The 15,969-nt window shown below is 64.0% G+C and carries 16 protein-coding genes; 9 read left to right on the top strand and 7 right to left on the bottom strand.

All coding sequences use genetic code 11. The features are described 5' to 3' along the window. Positions 1-55: 55 nt before the first annotated feature. The 7 genes from AC6CIE_RS11610 to AC6CIE_RS11580 form a co-directional block, all read right to left on the bottom strand. Entirely contained in the window at positions 56-1,366 is a 1,311-nt protein-coding gene (locus AC6CIE_RS11610; RefSeq protein ID WP_006218129.1) for a citrate synthase, read from the bottom strand. 19 nt (positions 1,367-1,385) lie between these two features. Then, the gene (locus tag AC6CIE_RS11605; protein ID WP_218345193.1) at positions 1,386-1,646 is read right to left on the bottom strand and encodes a succinate dehydrogenase assembly factor 2; all 261 of its coding nucleotides are present in this window, start codon (positions 1,644-1,646) and stop codon (positions 1,386-1,388) included. Positions 1,647-1,670: 24 nt separating this feature from the next. Continuing rightward, positions 1,671-2,387 carry a succinate dehydrogenase iron-sulfur subunit gene (locus tag AC6CIE_RS11600; RefSeq protein ID WP_056322095.1) on the bottom strand — a complete coding sequence of 239 codons (717 nt, stop codon included), beginning with the start codon at positions 2,385-2,387 and terminating at the stop codon, positions 1,671-1,673. An 18-nt stretch (positions 2,388-2,405) separates the two neighbouring features. Then, on the bottom strand, positions 2,406-4,184 hold the full coding sequence (gene sdhA / locus AC6CIE_RS11595) for a succinate dehydrogenase flavoprotein subunit (protein WP_175122896.1): 1,779 nt from the start codon (positions 4,182-4,184) through the stop codon (positions 2,406-2,408). A gap of 3 nt (positions 4,185-4,187) precedes the next feature. Further along, positions 4,188-4,571, bottom strand: a complete 384-nt coding sequence (gene sdhD / locus AC6CIE_RS11590) for a succinate dehydrogenase, hydrophobic membrane anchor protein (RefSeq protein WP_008161843.1) — start codon at positions 4,569-4,571, stop codon at positions 4,188-4,190. Further along, on the bottom strand, positions 4,572-4,985 hold the full coding sequence (gene sdhC, locus AC6CIE_RS11585; protein WP_063952703.1) for a succinate dehydrogenase, cytochrome b556 subunit: 414 nt from the start codon (positions 4,983-4,985) through the stop codon (positions 4,572-4,574). It abuts the gene before it with no gap. A 120-nt stretch (positions 4,986-5,105) separates the two neighbouring features. Then, complete coding sequence (locus AC6CIE_RS11580) at positions 5,106-5,885, bottom strand: GntR family transcriptional regulator (protein ID WP_056322083.1); 780 nt, start codon at positions 5,883-5,885, stop codon at positions 5,106-5,108. 355 nt (positions 5,886-6,240) lie between these two features. Between AC6CIE_RS11580 and AC6CIE_RS11575 the strand changes: the two genes are divergently transcribed. From AC6CIE_RS11575 to AC6CIE_RS11535, 9 genes are all read left to right on the top strand, one after another. Next, positions 6,241-7,230: a malate dehydrogenase gene (locus tag AC6CIE_RS11575; RefSeq protein ID WP_054429535.1), complete on the top strand. Its 990-nt coding sequence runs from the start codon at positions 6,241-6,243 to the stop codon at positions 7,228-7,230. 242 nt (positions 7,231-7,472) lie between these two features. After that, entirely contained in the window at positions 7,473-8,363 is an 891-nt protein-coding gene (gene prpB / locus AC6CIE_RS11570) for a methylisocitrate lyase (RefSeq protein ID WP_175122897.1), read from the top strand. Positions 8,364-8,452: 89 nt separating this feature from the next. Beyond that, positions 8,453-9,646 carry a bifunctional 2-methylcitrate synthase/citrate synthase gene (gene prpC, locus AC6CIE_RS11565; protein WP_056322074.1) on the top strand — a complete coding sequence of 398 codons (1,194 nt, stop codon included), beginning with the start codon at positions 8,453-8,455 and terminating at the stop codon, positions 9,644-9,646. Positions 9,647-9,719: 73 nt separating this feature from the next. After that, positions 9,720-11,171, top strand: coding sequence for a bifunctional 2-methylcitrate dehydratase/aconitate hydratase (locus AC6CIE_RS11560; protein ID WP_498092253.1), 1,452 nt, complete (start codon positions 9,720-9,722; stop codon positions 11,169-11,171). Positions 11,172-11,262: 91 nt separating this feature from the next. Further along, positions 11,263-11,691 (top strand): CopD family protein, encoded by a 429-nt coding sequence (locus AC6CIE_RS11555; protein WP_175122899.1) that lies wholly within the window; start codon positions 11,263-11,265, stop codon positions 11,689-11,691. 570 nt (positions 11,692-12,261) lie between these two features. Next, positions 12,262-13,650, top strand: a complete 1,389-nt coding sequence (locus AC6CIE_RS11550; protein WP_498092403.1) for a THUMP domain-containing class I SAM-dependent RNA methyltransferase — start codon at positions 12,262-12,264, stop codon at positions 13,648-13,650. A gap of 263 nt (positions 13,651-13,913) precedes the next feature. Continuing rightward, positions 13,914-14,102, top strand: coding sequence for a hypothetical protein (locus tag AC6CIE_RS11545; RefSeq protein WP_498092252.1), 189 nt, complete (start codon positions 13,914-13,916; stop codon positions 14,100-14,102). Between the two features lie 255 nt (positions 14,103-14,357). Continuing rightward, positions 14,358-14,873 carry an RDD family protein gene (locus AC6CIE_RS11540; RefSeq protein WP_175122901.1) on the top strand — a complete coding sequence of 172 codons (516 nt, stop codon included), beginning with the start codon at positions 14,358-14,360 and terminating at the stop codon, positions 14,871-14,873. Between the two features lie 141 nt (positions 14,874-15,014). Continuing rightward, entirely contained in the window at positions 15,015-15,920 is a 906-nt protein-coding gene (locus AC6CIE_RS11535) for a DUF2167 domain-containing protein (RefSeq protein ID WP_498092251.1), read from the top strand. The last annotated feature ends 49 nt before the right edge of the window (positions 15,921-15,969 follow it).

Genomic DNA, 15,969 nt, shown 5'->3' with positions numbered 1-15,969 from the left:
CTGAGCTGACTGGCGTTTTGCCGGAAGGCGTCGCCCTCCGGAGGGGCGTAGCGAATTAACGCTTGTCCATCGGGGGCACGTCGCGCGTGACCGAACCGGTGAACAACTGACGGGGACGGCCGATCTTGTAGTCGGGATCCGACAGCATTTCGTTCCACTGGGCGATCCAGCCCACCGTGCGGGCCAGCGCGAAGATGGCCGTGAACAGCGAGGTCGGGATGCCGATGGCGCGCTGGACGATACCCGAGTAGAAGTCCACGTTCGGGTACAGCTTGCGCTGGACGAAGTACGGATCCGACAGGGCGATGCGTTCCAGTTCCATGGCCAGCTTGAACAGCGGGTCGTTTTCCAGGCCCAGGGCCGAGAGCACTTCCTTGCAGGTTTCCTGCATCAGCTTGGCGCGCGGGTCGTAGTTCTTGTAGACGCGGTGGCCAAAGCCCATCAGGCGCACGCCCGAGTTCTTGTCCTTGACCTTCTCCATGAACTCGCCGACCTTGTCGATGCCGCCGTTGGCTTGCAGTTCTTCGAGCATCTGCAGGCAAGCTTCGTTGGCGCCGCCGTGAGCCGGGCCCCACAGGCAAGCCACGCCAGCCGAGATCGCGGCGAACGGGTTGGTGCCCGACGAACCGCACAGGCGCACGGTCGAGGTGGAGGCGTTTTGCTCGTGATCGGCGTGCAGGATGAAGATGCGGTCCAGCGCGCGCTCGACGACTTCATTGACCTTGTAGTCTTCGCACGGCGTGGCGAACATCATGCGCAGGAAGTTGCCCGTGTAGGACAGGTCGTTCTGCGGGTAGATGAACGGTTGGCCTTGCGAATACTTGTACGCCATCGCAACCAGCGTCGGCATCTTGGCGATCAGGCGGATGGCCGAGATGTGACGGTGCTGCGGGTTCGTGATGTCGGTGGAGTCGTGGTAGAACGCGGACAGCGCGCCGACCAGACCCGTCAGGACGGCCATCGGGTGGGCGTCGCGGCGGAAACCACGCAGGAAGAAATGCAGCTGCTCGTTGACCATCGTGTGATGGGTCACTTGCGAGTCAAAATCGGCCTTTTGCTCCTGGTTCGGCAGTTCACCGTTCAGGATCAGGTAGCAGATGTCCATGAAGTCGCAGTTCACGGCCAGCTGTTCGATCGGGTAGCCGCGGTACAGCAGTTCGCCCTTGTCGCCGTCGATGTACGTGATGCCCGATTCGCAGGCAGCCGTCGACATGAAGCCGGGGTCAAACGTGAACATGCCCGTCTGGCCGTAAAGCTTGCGGATGTCGATCACATCCGGACCGACCGTGCCCTTGTAGACAGGGAACTCAATGGGTGCGCTGCCATCCGAGAAGGACAGAGTGGCTTTTTTGTCAGACAGGTTCATGTTTATTCCTCTCAATTAATCAGAGCGCGCGCATCTGGCCAATAATGCCTCGAAGCCTGGGCGTATCCAGCTCGCCTTCGAGGTCCTTACGGGCCAGCAGCAGATCGAGAAGATCGTTGTCTCCCATCTCGAACAGCTGGGTCAATGCGGCCACGTCATCATCGGTAAGTTCAGCCTCGTGGGCATCCAAATACCGGGTGATGATCAAGTCGTTTTCGAGCAGGCCGCGGCGCGCCCGCCAACGCAGTCGCGCCCGCTCCAGTTCAGTCAGCCTGCTCATTCGTACACCTCAAATACACAAAAACTAGACCGTGCGGCGGACCATCAGTTCCTTGATCTTGCCGATCGCCTTGGTCGGGTTCAGTCCCTTGGGACAGACGTCGACGCAGTTCATGATCGTGTGGCAACGGAACAGGCGGTACGGATCTTCCAGGTTGTCCAGACGCTCGCCGGTGGCTTCGTCGCGGCTATCGGCGATGAAGCGGTAGGCTTGCAGCAGGCCGGCCGGGCCGACGAACTTGTCCGGATTCCACCAGAACGACGGGCAGGAAGTGGAACAGCACGCGCACAGGATGCACTCGTACAGACCGTCCAGCTCTTCGCGCGCCTCGGGCGACTGCAGGCGCTCTTTTTCGGGCGGCGGCGTGTCGTTGATGAGGTACGGGCGGATCGAGTGGTACTGATTGAAGAAGTGCGTCATGTCCACGATCAGGTCGCGGATGACCGGCAGACCGGGCAGCGGACGCAGCACGATCGGTTCCTTCAGTTCGCGCAGGTTCGTCGTGCAGGCCAGACCGTTCTTGCCGTTGATGTTCATGGCGTCGGAACCGCACACGCCTTCACGGCACGAGCGGCGCAGGGCCAGGCTGTCATCGACGTCGTTCTTGATGCGCACCAGCGCATCGAGCAGCATCTTGTCGGTGGGCTGGAGCTCGACGTCCAGCTTCTGCATGTAGGGACGCTCGTCCTTGTCCGGATCGTAGCGGTAGATTTCGAACTTGACGATTCTCTTGGTGCTCATAGTAGGCTCAATCCGGACTTAGAAGGTACGCGCCTTGGGCGGGAAGGATTCGACCGTCAGCGGCTTCATCTGAACAGGCTTGTAATCCAGGCGGCTGCCTTCGGAGTACCACAGCGTGTGCTTCAGCCAGTTCTCGTCGTCGCGCGTCGGGTGATCGTCCAGCGCATGTGCGCCGCGGCTTTCGGTGCGGGCGGCGGCCGACTTGATCGTGGCGCGTGCCACTTCGGTCATGTTCGCCAGTTCCAGCGCCTCGACGCGGGCGGTGTTGAACACCTTGGACTTGTCCTTGAAGTAGATGCTGTCGGCTTGCTTGGCCAGATCTTCGATCTGGGTCACGCCTTCGTTCAGCAGGTCCAGCGTGCGGAACACGCCGCAGTGGCGCTGCATCGAGAAGCGGATGGCGTTGCCGATGTCTTGCGTCTTTTCGCCGGACGTACGCGATTCCAGCTTGTTGATGCGGTCCAGCGAGAACTCGACGGCCTGTTGCGGCAGGTCCTGGTGCGCGCGCTGGCGCTCCGGATGCGAGTTAACGATGTGGTTGCCGGTGGCGCGGCCGAACACGATCAGGTCGAGCAGCGAGTTCGTGCCCAGGCGGTTCGCGCCGTGGACCGAGACCGCGGCGCACTCGCCGATGGCGTACAGGCCGTTGACGATCTTGTTCTCGCCGTTTTCGCGCGTCAGCACCTGGCCGTGGTAGTTGGCCGGAATGCCGCCCATCTGGTAGTGGATGGTCGGAACGACGGGGATCGGTTCCTTGATCGGGTCCACGTTGCCGAACTTGATGGCGATTTCGCGGATCGAGGGCAGGCGCTTGTTGATGACGTCGGCGCCCAGGTGATCGAGCTTGAGCACCACGTAGCTGCCGTCCGGACCGCAGCCGCGGCCTTCCTTGATTTCCTGGTCCATCGAGCGCGACACGAAGTCACGCGGCGCCAGATCCTTCAGCGTGGGCGCATAGCGCTCCATGAAGCGCTCGCCATCCTTGTTCAGCAGGATGCCGCCTTCGCCGCGCACGCCTTCCGTGATCAGCACGCCCGCGCCGGCCACGCCGGTCGGGTGGAACTGCCAGAATTCCATGTCCTGCAGCGGGATGCCGGCACGGGCAGCCATGCCCAGGCCGTCGCCGGTGTTGATGAACGCGTTGGTGGAAGCGGCCCAGATACGGCCCGCGCCGCCGGTGGCCAGCACCGTGGTCTTGGCTTCCAGGATGTAGATTTCGCCCGTTTCCATTTCGAGGGCGGTCACGCCCACGACGTCGCCGGCTTCGTTGCGCAGCAGGTCCAGCGCCATCCATTCGACGAAGAACTGGGTGCGCGCGGCAACGTTGCGCTGGTACAGGGTGTGCAGCAGGGCGTGGCCGGTACGGTCGGCAGCGGCACAGGCGCGCTGGACCGGTTTTTCGCCGAAGTTGGCGGTGTGGCCGCCGAACGGACGCTGGTAGATCGTGCCGTCGGGGTTGCGGTCGAACGGCATGCCGAAGTGCTCGAGCTCGTACACGGCGTTCGGTGCTTCACGGCACATGAATTCGATGGCGTCCTGGTCGCCCAGCCAGTCCGAACCCTTGACGGTGTCGTACATGTGCCAGTACCAGTTGTCTTCGCTCATGTTGCCCAGCGAGGCGCTCACGCCGCCTTGTGCGGCCACGGTGTGCGAACGCGTGGGGAACACTTTGGAGAGCACCGCAACGGACAGGCCCGCTTGGGACAGTTGCAGCGAACAACGCATGCCGGCTCCGCCGGCGCCCACGACCACCACATCAAACTGGCGGCGCGGCAGGGATTTCAGGACAGAGACCACGGCTTAAATGCTCCAGAGGATTTGCGCGAAGTAAACGACCGAACCGACCAGCCAGAGGATCGTCAGCACTTGCATCAGCAGGCGCACGCCCACCGACTTGACGTAGTCCATCCAGATGTCGCGCACGCCAATCCAGGCATGCCAGGCCAGCGCAATGAATGCGAGGGTGGCCAGGATCTGGCCAACCGGAAGAACGCCCACGTAGAAATTGAACAGCGCGGTCCAGTGTTCGTACGTGAAGGCCGGCATCATCAGGATGCCGATGAGCAGCACCAGCGTGTACACGGCCATGATGACGGCGGTGATGCGCTGGATGATGAAATCCATGACGCCATAGTGGGCGCCGACGACCAGGCGCTTGGGTCCGTAGTTTTTAGCGGCGGCCATTTACAGCACTCCGAACAGTTTGAGAGCGAACACCAGGGTCAGCGCGAGGCTGACGCCGAACACCACGCCGGCGCTCTTCTTGGAGGACTGCTTGTCGATGCCGATGTGCAGATCCAGGAGCAGGTACCGGATGCCCGCACAGAAGTGATGCAGGTAGCCCCAGACGAGGACGAGGAAAACGAGCTTGACGATCGGGTTGCCGGCGTACGCGGCCACGGCGGCGAACGTCTGCGGTGCGGCCACGCTGGCCGCGAAGAGCGGCAGAATGACCAAGGGAAGACAGAGGAACAACAACGCGCCGCTTACGCGGTGCAGAATGGACAGCTTGCCGGCCAGGGGCAGGCGGTAACTGGCAATTTGCGCAATACCAATATTGCGAAACTGCGGACGTGGCTTGGCAGCGGTGTCGGACATGACGGCCTCGGTGTTTCGGAACTAGGGAATCGTTACGGCTAAATCGCCGCGGCCCTTGCGGGCAAACGCGGTATTTTCGCCCAGAGACGGGTTGGTATCAAATCGTAGGTAAAAAGCTCATCAATTCAGACTATTGCGGTAGTGGTATCGATCGGTCAAGTACAACCCCCGGCGGATTTCCATGGGGCGGTCACCGTATGTGTAAGACACCCGGTCTACCTGCAACAACGGCGTGCCGGCGGCAACATTAAGCAGCGTACAGACTTCAGCCGGCGCGGCGACCGCGCGCAGCTTCTCGTCCGCGCGCACCATGCTGACGCCGAACTCGGATTCAAAAAGGCCATAGAGCGGCGCCTTGTTGGCGGTCAGCAGCTCAAGGGTGAGACCACGGAATATGGAACCGGGGAGCCAGATGTCGTCCAGCACGGTCGGTGTCTGCCCCATGGACAGCAGGCGGCGGATCATGACGACGGTCTCGCCGGCGCGCAAGTCCAGCGCGCGGGCGATTTCGGCGGGCGCGCGGGTGCGGCGGCATTCCAGGATGCGGCTTTCGGCGCGGCCGGCCTCGCCCTCTTCGTCGGGGGCCAGGCGCAGGAAACGGTAGCGCACGCGGGCTTCGTGGTGGGTGGCGACAAAAGTGCCCTTGCCCTGGCGGCGCAGCAGCATGTGCTCGGCGGCCAGCTCATCGACCGCCTTGCGCACCGTGCCCTGGCTCACCTGAAAACGGGCGGCCAGATCGATTTCGCTGGGGATGAGCTCGCCGGGCTTCCATTCGCCGCGTTCGAGGCTTTGGACAAGCAGATCCTTGATCTGGCGGTAGAGCGGACTGAAAGCGGCTCCCTCGCCCGTTGGACGGGCGGCGCGATTGCGTAAGGAGGTTTCGGGCCTAGGCTCTGCCATGGATCTTCTTGAAAGTGTCATGTTTATCCGGATGAATGAGAAGGCAGCACCAAGGGATGCGGACTCATCCGTATGCGCTGCTGCCGCCGGCCTTATGGCTTGATACAGGCGCGCGGCCCAGTGGGCCGCGGCGCATTCGAATAAACGCTCTATTGTGGCATATCGGGAGGCGAGCTGTCCAACGTCTTATGTCTTATATAAGATAGAAGATCAATTGACGCTTACGTTAATTCGATCTAGGATTCAAAGCTGTCCGCGCGACGCGCAGCGCCCCTGGCGGCCGCTTGTTACCGCGCCCAACGATTACACTGATTGGTGAGATTTTTTTCTCGCCAAACCATTACGGAGAACGTCCATGTCCAAGCCTGCCTTGCGTGTCGCCGTCACCGGCGCCGCCGGCCAAATCGGTTACGCACTGCTATTCCGCATCGCCTCGGGCGAAATGCTGGGTAAAGATCAACCCGTCATCCTGCAACTGCTGGAAATCCCCGACGAGAAAGCGCAAAAGGCCCTGAAGGGCGTCATCATGGAACTGGATGACTGCGCCTTCCCGCTGCTGCAGGAAGTCACCGCGCACAGCGACCCGCGCACCGCCTTCAAGGACGCCGACGTGGCCCTGCTGGTTGGCGCCCGTCCGCGCGGCCCGGGCATGGAACGCAAGGACCTGCTGTCCGTCAACGCACAGATCTTCACGGCTCAGGGCAAGGCCCTGAACGACGTCGCCAGCCGCAACGTCAAGGTCCTGGTCGTCGGCAACCCTGCCAACACCAATGCCTACATCGCCATGAAGTCGGCGCCGGACCTGCCCGCCAAGAACTTCACCGCCATGCTGCGCCTGGACCACAACCGCGCCCTGTCGCAACTGGCCGCCAAATCTGGCAAGGCCGTCGCAGACATCGAAAAGCTGGTCGTGTGGGGCAACCACTCGCCCACGATGTACCCCGACTTCCGCTTCGCCACCGTCGGCGGCGAATCGCTGTCCAAGCTGATCAACGACGACGCCTGGAACCGCGACACGTTCATCCCCACGGTGGGCAAGCGCGGCGCCGCCATCATCGAAGCCCGTGGCCTGTCCTCGGCCGCTTCGGCCGCCAACGCCGCCATCGACCACGTCCGTGACTGGGTCCTGGGCAGCAACGGCAAGTGGGTCACGATGGGCATCCCGTCGGACGGCTCCTACGGCATCCCCGAAGGCATCATCTACGGCGTGCCGGTCACGACCGAAAACGGCGAATACAAGCGCGTCGAAGGCCTGGAAATCGACGCCTTCTCGCGTGAGCGCCTGGACTTCACGCTGAAAGAGCTCCTCGAAGAGCGCGACGGCGTCAAGGACCTGCTGAAGTAAGCAGCGTGCAGTAAAAGGATTGGGCCCGTTCATGCGGGCCCAATCCTTAAGCGGGACCGCATTGCGCGCGGCATCTAGAGTGCCACACCGCAGTGCCGCATTGAATACCGCAGTACCGTGAAATACACCTGTCTCTTCGCTCTCTTCGCGAAAGATCTTGCCGCGGGGATTGTCGCGCAGGGGACAGATTTATTTTTCGGACCCGCGATAAGGTCGTGGGCTACCAAGAACAGGAGACAACCATGGCCAGACCCGAATCGCCCGGCGCCCTCTTTCGCCGCGCGCTCGCCGAAGAGAATCCGCTGCAGATCATCGGCGCCATCAACGCGAACCACGCCCTCTTGGCCAAGCGCGCCGGCTATCGCGCCATCTACCTGTCCGGCGGCGGCGTCGCGGCCGGCTCGCTGGGTCTGCCGGACCTGGGCATCAACACGATGGACGACGTCCTGACCGACGTGCGCCGCATCACCGACGTGTGCGATGTGCCGCTGCTGGTCGACATCGACACCGGCTTCGGCCCGTCGGCGTTCAACATCGCCCGCACCGTCAAGAGCCTCATCAAGTTCGGCGCGGCCGCCTGCCACATCGAGGACCAGGTCGGCGCCAAGCGCTGCGGCCATCGGCCCGGCAAGGAAATCGTCACCACCGAGGAAATGGCCGATCGCGTGAAGGCCGCCGCCGACGCGCGCACCGACAGCGATTTCTACCTGATCGCCCGCACCGACGCGATCGCCTCGCACGGCGTGGACGCGGCCATCGAACGCGCGCTTGCGTGTGTGGAAGCCGGGGCCGATGCGATCTTCGCCGAAGCCGCTTACGACCTGCCCACCTACGACCGCTTCGTCAAGGCCGTCAAGGTGCCCGTGCTGGCCAACATCACCGAGTTCGGCAAGACGCCGCTTTTCTCCGTCGAGGAACTGAAGAGCGTCGGCGTGGGCATGGTGCTCTATCCGCTGTCGGCCTTCCGCGCCATGAACAAGGCCGCCGAGGCCGTCTACACCGCGATCCGCCGCGACGGCCACCAGAAGAACGTCGTCGACCTGATGCAGACGCGCGAAGAACTGTACGACCGCATCGGCTATCACGAATTCGAATCCAGGCTGGACGCGCTCTTCCAGAAGGGCAAGGCCTAGTTGCGCAACGTCAGGCGCGCGCCGCGGCAGACCCGCGGCGGCGCCCGCCCCCATTGCATCTTCCATCGCGTAAGGAAAGGAGTAGAGACATGAGCACGGCTCCCAAGAAGCAAGAAGCCAAATCGGACGCCAAGCCGGAAGAAAAAGCCGGTTTCAAGCCCAAGAAGTCGGTTGCGCTGTCCGGCGTGGTCGCGGGCAACACCGCACTGTGCACAGTCGGCCGCAGCGGCAACGACCTGCACTATCGCGGCTACGACATCCTGGACATCGCCGATACCAGCGAGTTCGAGGAAATCGCCCACTTGCTCGTCCATGGCAAGCTGCCCAACAAGGCCGAACTGAAAGCCTACAAGGAAAAGCTGCGCAGCCTGCGCGGCCTGCCCGCGCAACTGCAGGTCGCCCTGGAAGCCCTGCCCGCCGCCAGCCATCCGATGGACGTGATGCGCACGGCCGTGTCGGTGCTGGGCTGCGTGCTGCCTGAAAAGGACGACCACAACACCCCGGGCGCGCGCGACATCGCCGACCGCCTGATGGCCAACCTGGGCTCGGCCCTGCTCTACTGGTACCACTACAGCCACAACGGCCGCGTCATCGACGTGCAGACGGACGACGACAGCATCGGCGGCCACTTCCTGCACCTGCTGCATGGCGAAAAGCCCAGCGACGAATGGGTCAAGGCGATGCATATTTCGCTGAACCTGTACGCCGAGCACGAATTCAACGCCTCGACATTCACGGCCCGCGTCATTGCCGGCACGGGTTCGGACATGTTCTCCGCCATCTCGGGCGCCATCGGCGCACTGCGCGGCCCCAAACACGGCGGCGCCAACGAAGTCGCATTCGAAGTCCAGAAGCGCTACGAAACGCCGGACGAAGCCGAGGCCGACATCCGCCGCCGCGTGGAAGCCAAGGAAGTTATCATCGGCTTCGGTCACCCGGTCTACACGGTTTCCGACCCGCGCAACAAGGTCATCAAGGACGTCGCCAAGAAGCTGTCCAAGAAGGCCGGCACGACCAAGATGTTCGACATCGCCGAACGCCTGGAAACCGTCATGTGGGACGTCAAGAAGATGTTCCCCAACCTGGACTGGTTCTCGGCTGTCAGCTATCACATGATGGGCGTGCCCACCGCCATGTTCACCCCGCTGTTCGTCATTGCGCGCACCGCGGGCTGGTCGGCCCACATCATCGAGCAACGCATCGACAACAAGATCATCCGCCCCACCGCCAATTACGTGGGCCCGGAAGACCAGAAGTTCGTGCCCATCGACAAGCGCAAGTAAAGCCAAGCGGAAGTAAAACCGATCGAGGGCGCGGCATGGCCACCTGTATTCACTTTTCCGAAGAGGTACTGCTATGTCTGCCCCGATCTCGAACGTCCGTCCCGAACCCGACCAGGTCCTGGCCGATATCGCGGACTACGTGCTCAACTACGAAGTCCGCAGCGATCTGGCGTACGAGACCGCGCGCAACTGCCTGATCGACACGCTGGGCTGCGGCCTGGAAGCGCTGGAATATCCGGCGTGCAAGAAGCTGCTGGGTCCGGTCGTGCCGGGCACCGTAGTGCCGCAAGGCGCCAAGGTGCCCGGCACGCAGTTCCAGCTTGACCCGGTCCAGGCCGCGTTCAACATCGGCACGATGATCCGCTGGCTGGACTTCAACGACACCTGGCTCGCGGCCGAATGGGGCCACCCGTCCGACAACCTGGGCGGCATCCTTGCCACAGCCGACTGGCTGTCGCGCACGGCGGTCGCGGCGGGCAAGCCGCCCCTGTCCATGCGCGACGTGCTGACTGGCATGATCAAGGCACACGAAATCCAGGGCTGCATCGCGCTGGAAAACTCCTTCAACAAGGTCGGCCTGGACCACGTCGTGCTGGTCAAGGTGGCGTCCACCGCCGTCGTCGCGCAGATGCTGGGCCTGACCCGTGACGAAGTGATCAACGCGGTGTCGCTTGCCTGGGTCGACGGCCAGAGCCTGCGCACCTATCGACACGCCCCCAACACCGGCAGCCGCAAGAGCTGGGCGGCCGGCGATGCCACCAGCCGCGCGGTGCGTCTGGCGCTGATCGCGCGTACCGGCGAAATGGGTTATCCATCGGTGCTGACCGCCAAGACCTGGGGCTTTTACGACGTGCTTTTCAAGGGACAGCCGTTCAAGTTCCAGCGGCCTTATGGCAGCTACGTGATGGAAAACGTGCTGTTCAAGATTTCGTTTCCCGCTGAATTTCACGCGCAGACCGCCGTGGAATGCGCCATGCAGCTCCACGGTCTGCTCAAGTCCCTGGGCAAAAGCGCCGACGACATCAAGCAGATCCGGATCCGCACGCACGAGGCGTGCATCCGCATCATCGACAAGAAGGGACCACTGAACAATCCTGCCGACCGTGACCACTGCATTCAGTACATGGTGGCCGTTCCGGTGCTGTTCGGGCGCCTGACCGCGGGCGACTACGAAGATGAGATCGCGCAGGATCCGCGCATCGATGCGCTGCGCGCCAAGATCGTCTGCATCGAAGACCCCGCGTTCACGAGCGATTATCACAACCCCGCCAAGCGCTCGATCGCCAACGCACTGACCGTGCAGTTCAACGACGGCTCGGCGCTGGATGAAATCGTCTGCGAATACCCCATCGGCCACAAGCGCCGCCGCGCCGACGGCATTCCGCTGCTGGAGGCCAAATTCCGCACCAACCTGGCCCGTGTGTTTCCACCGCGTCAGCAGCAGCGCATTTTGGCGGCGTCGCTGGATCAGGAGACGCTGGAAGCGATGCCGGTCCACGAATATATGGATTTGTACGTGATCTGAGGGCGTCCGGCTGACGGGAGGTGTAAACGGCAGGCGTCTGCGGCTCACACCGGCGCGCATACAATGCGGCTTTCCTCCATCGGATCGCGCCATGGCCATGCTCTGGGTCAAGACCTTTCACATCGTCTTCATCGCTTCCTGGTTTGCCGGATTGTTTTATCTGCCGCGCATCTTCGTGAATCTGGCGCAGACCTCGGACACTGCTGTCCAGGAAACGCTGCTCGGCATGGCGCGCCGCCTGTACCGCTTCACCACCATCCTGGCGGTCGTGGCCATCATTTTCGGGATGTGGCTGTACGTGGGTTACCGCATCGGCGTGGGCCCGGGCAATGGCTGGATGCACGCCAAGCTCTTTTTCGTGCTGCTCGTCATCGGCTACCATCACGCCTGTGGCCTCATGCTGCGCAAGTTCGAACAGGGCAAGAACACCCGTTCGCACAAGTTCTATCGCTGGTTCAACGAAGTTCCCGTCTTGCTGCTCTTGGTGGTGGTGGCGCTGGTCGTCGTCAAACCCTTCTGATACCCCTACCTTTGCACATTCGCCAGGATTCGTATGTCCTCTGATGAACAGGACCGCCCGCGCAAGACGCTGACGATCAAGAAAACGGCCCGCGACGCCCAAGCCGAGGGCGCTGCCAAACGCACCCGCACCGGCGCCCGCGCGCGCCTGGTCGCGCAGATCGAGCGCGCCCGCGACAACACCGAACGCCAGAAGGACCCCGAGGGCTACCAGCGGCGCCAGGAAGAAGAGGCCCGCAGCGCCCGCAGGCCGTCCGGCGCGGGTCGCGATGCGCCCGCTCGCGGCACGTCGTCGCGTTCGGGGCAGTCGCGGTCTGGTCAGTCACGCCCCGGACAGGCCGAGCGCGGCCAGTACGATCGCGGTCCGTCCGACCGTAGCCCGTACGACCGTGGTCCTTCCGATCGCGGCCAATCCGACCGTCCCTCGGCGCGCCGTGGCGCTTCGGACCGCACCCGCGCGGACGACAGCCGCCGTGGCGACGGGCGCCGTGACGACGGCCGCCGCGATGACAGCCGCCGCGATGACGCACCCGACTCGCGCGCAGGCCGCACGCCGCAGCGCGCGCCGCGCTTGCGTGACGACCAGTACATTGCCCCGGCGACGCCGGCCGGCCGTTTCTACGATCCGTTCGAAGACGACGGCCCCGCCCCCGAATTCGCGCAAGAGCCCGACCACACCGCAGCATCCGACGACGCGCAGCAATCCGATTCCGCGCACGAAGCCGATGCAGATCACGACTGGGATGCCCCACGCGAGCGCGCCGCCCCCCGCGTCGACGTCCGCAGCCGCCGTCCCCGCGAGCCGCGTCAAGCTGAAACCTTCACCGTCTTCGCCCCCTGCCCCCAAGGCCTGGAAGAAGCGCTGACCGCCGAAATGCAGGCCCTCGGCTACGAAGATGCCAAGGCAGGCCGGGCCGGCTGTTCGTTCACGTCGGACTGGTCCGGCATCCAGCGCGCCAACCTGTACTCGCGTCTGGCCACCCGCATCCTGGTGCAGGTGGCGCACGCCGAGATCTCGCACGAAGACGACATCCTGGATCTGGCCCGCGATACGCCCTGGGAACGCTGGTTCGGCGCCGAACAGACGCTGCGCGTGGACACCTCGGCCATCAAGAGCCCGGTGCAGAGCCTGCAGTACTGCAACCTGCGCGCGAAGGACGGCATCTGCGACCGCCTGCGCGAGCTTGAAGGCGAGCGCCCCAGCATCGACACGGTACGCCCCGATGCGCGCGTGCATCTTTTCCTGACGGGTCACACGGCCACGCTGTACCTGGATACGTCGGGCGAATCCCTGTTCAAGCGCGGCTGGCGCCTGGACAAAGGCGAGGCGCCACTGCGCGAAAACCTGGCCGCCGGCATGCTGGCGCTGGCGGGCTGGGATCCGGCGGCGCCGCTGCTGGATCCCTTCTGCGGCTCCGGCACGATTCTGATCGAAGCGGCCTGGATCGCGCTGGGCGTGCCCCCGGGCATCTCGCGCCCGTTCGGTTTCGAACGTCTGCGTGACCACGATGCGTACCGCTGGCGCGACCTGAAGGAAGACGCCCGCGCCCGCATCCTGCCGCAGCTGGACGCGCCGCTGGTCGGCCACGACCTCAATCCCCTGGCCATCGAATACGCCCGCAACAACGCCGAGCGCGCCTGGCTGACGGCCGACTCGATCCGTTTTGAAGTGGGCGACGCCCGCGACGTGACGGCGCCCGCCGACCACGGCTGGATCGTCACCAACCCGCCCTACGGCGAGCGCATGGGCGCGGAGCAGGACGCCGACCTGTGGCGTGACTGGGCCACCTGCCTGAAACGCAATTTTGCGGGGTGGGAGCTGCACGTCATTACCAGCGACCTGACGCTGCCCAACCAGATGCGCTTGAAGCCCAAGCGGCGCGTCCCCTTGCACAACGGCGCGCTCGATTGCCGCCTGTTCGGCTTCGAGCTGGTGGCCGCCGGCTACCGCGACGCCTGAGTGCGTTCTCCCCCCTGCGGCACATGCCGCGGGGGCCGCCCCTTCCTTGATTCCGCCGGCACCCCACGTTGTAAAAGCGCCGCAACATGCGGCGCCTATCTTTGCTTATGGTGCCCGGCCGCGCGGTTTTGGGGCATCATCAGCACCAAGGTGTTGCCAGGTTGCACCAGCTTGAATCGGCCTCTTGCATAGTTTCAGGGTAAACCCCTATAATCCGGGTTATCCCTAGTAGCAAACAACTGTGCAAGCCCGTGGAGGCTATTGTGATCAACCCGAACAACACCATTCGCCTGACCGACGAACTCGAGCGTCAACTGATGCTCCAGGCTATCGAAGAACAATTCCGCCCGCATCCGATGCGGGCGTTGGCTGCAGGCCTGCGCAAGCTGGCCCACGGCATCAAGGCTCTGGCCGGCAAGACGAGCGCCAAGAACGCGCATTCCGTTGCCTAAGCTGGGCTCAGGCCTTCGGGCCTAACGATTTTCCCCTTGGGGGCTGCATAGCCCCTTTTATAGACCCGCCCTCACCGGCGGGTTTTTTTTGCGCGAACGCCGCGCCGAAGCGGCAGTGGCAAGGGTTTGCCCCGCCGCCCGGCCGCCCGAAGGCGGGGCAGCCCCCTCGAGGGCAGCAAGCGCGTATCGCGCGCGGCGTGGGGGGCACACACCTCCACCGGCGTGCGGGCAACAATTTATGGATAATACGCGTCCATGAATGACGCCCACCTCGACGAGACGCCCAATCGGCTGCGCCGGTTTGCCTGCATGATGTACGAAGCCGTCCTGCTGTTCGGCGTCGTGTTCCTCGCGGGTTACCTGCTCGATACCCTCACCCAAAGCCGCAATGCGCTGGAATTGCGGGCCGCCCGGCAGGCGTGGCTGTTCGTGGCGATCGGCGCCTACTTCGTGCTGTGCTGGCGCCGCCGCGGCCAGACGCTGCCCATGAAGACCTGGAACATCCGGCTGGTGGACCGACACGGCAACACGCCGTCAACCGGCCTGCTGATCCTGCGCTACATCCTGGCCTGGCCGCTGGTGCTGGCAGGCGCCGCCGTGGTCTGGGGCGCGGCGCTGGCCACCGGTTGGCCGTCCGTGGATATGTTCATCGTGGCGGCCCCCTTTGCCATCTTCATCTGGTCGTGGTTTGACCCGGACGGTCAGTTCCTGCACGACCGGATCCTGGGCACGCGCCTGCGCAACGCGCCGCAGGCCAAGAAAGCGCGCTGACCGGCACGCTCGGCGGCGCGCGGCCGGTATCGCCGTTTGATGCTTGCCAAGCCGCCCGCTATTTCGCTCGCCTGTTCAGAAAGATGACAGCCGCACGCCCGGACAATGAGGCCCCATTTAATTTACGGCTTCATTCTCACCATGCGCGCATTCCTTTCCCGCCTGTCGCTGGCCCTCGCCAGCGCGCTGTTGTTCCTGCACGCAGGCGCGTCCGCCCAAAACGCATCGGCCCAGCAGGAAATCGAAGCGGCTTCCAAGGCCGCCTTCGCCGCCGCCCGGCAAGGGCCGACCGACGTGACACTGGGCGACCAGGCCACGCTGAAGCTGCCCCAGAACATGTTTTTCGTGCCGCGCCCGCAGGCCGACCGGTTGATGCAGGCCTATGGCAACGGCAAGGATCCTTCTCTGCTGGGCGTCGTGATGCCCAAGAGCGACGACGAGGATTGGGTCGTCACTGTCAATTTCGACAAGGCCGGCTACATCAAGGACGACGACGCCCGTAACTGGAACGTCAACGAACTGCTGGACAGCCTGCGTGAAGGCACCGAGGCGTCCAACGAGGAACGCAGGAAGCGCGGTTTTCCGGAGCTGACGGTGGGCGGCTGGGTGGAGGCGCCAAAGTACGACAGCAATACGCAGCGACTGGTCTGGTCGGTGGCCGCCAAGCACAAGGACGCCGCCGCGGAGGAAGACGCCACGGTCAACTACAACACCTACGCGCTGGGCCGCGACGGCTACATCACCCTGGACCTGATCACCGAAAAGAACAAGGTGCCCACGGACAAGGCCGCCGTGCTGGCGCTGCTGGACAACCTGCACTACGTGGAAGGCAAGCGCTACGCCGATTTCGATGCCTCGAGCGACAAGGTCGCCGAGTATGGCCTGGCGGCGCTGGTGGCGGGCGTCGCCGCCAAGAAGCTCGGCCTGTTCGCGGTGATCGCGGCTTTCCTTGCCAAATTCGCCAAGGTCGGCATCCTGGCCGCGGCAGCGCTGGGCGGCGGGCTGTGGAAGCGCCTGAAGGGCAAGAAGGCCACCGGGCAGTCCTGATCCGCTGGACGGGTGGTGCGTGCGCCTGCCTGGCCGCGCGCGCCGTCAC

It is taken from the genome of Achromobacter sp. GQ309, assembly GCF_059759315.1.
This window is presented reverse-complemented; position numbering and strand designations above follow the sequence as displayed.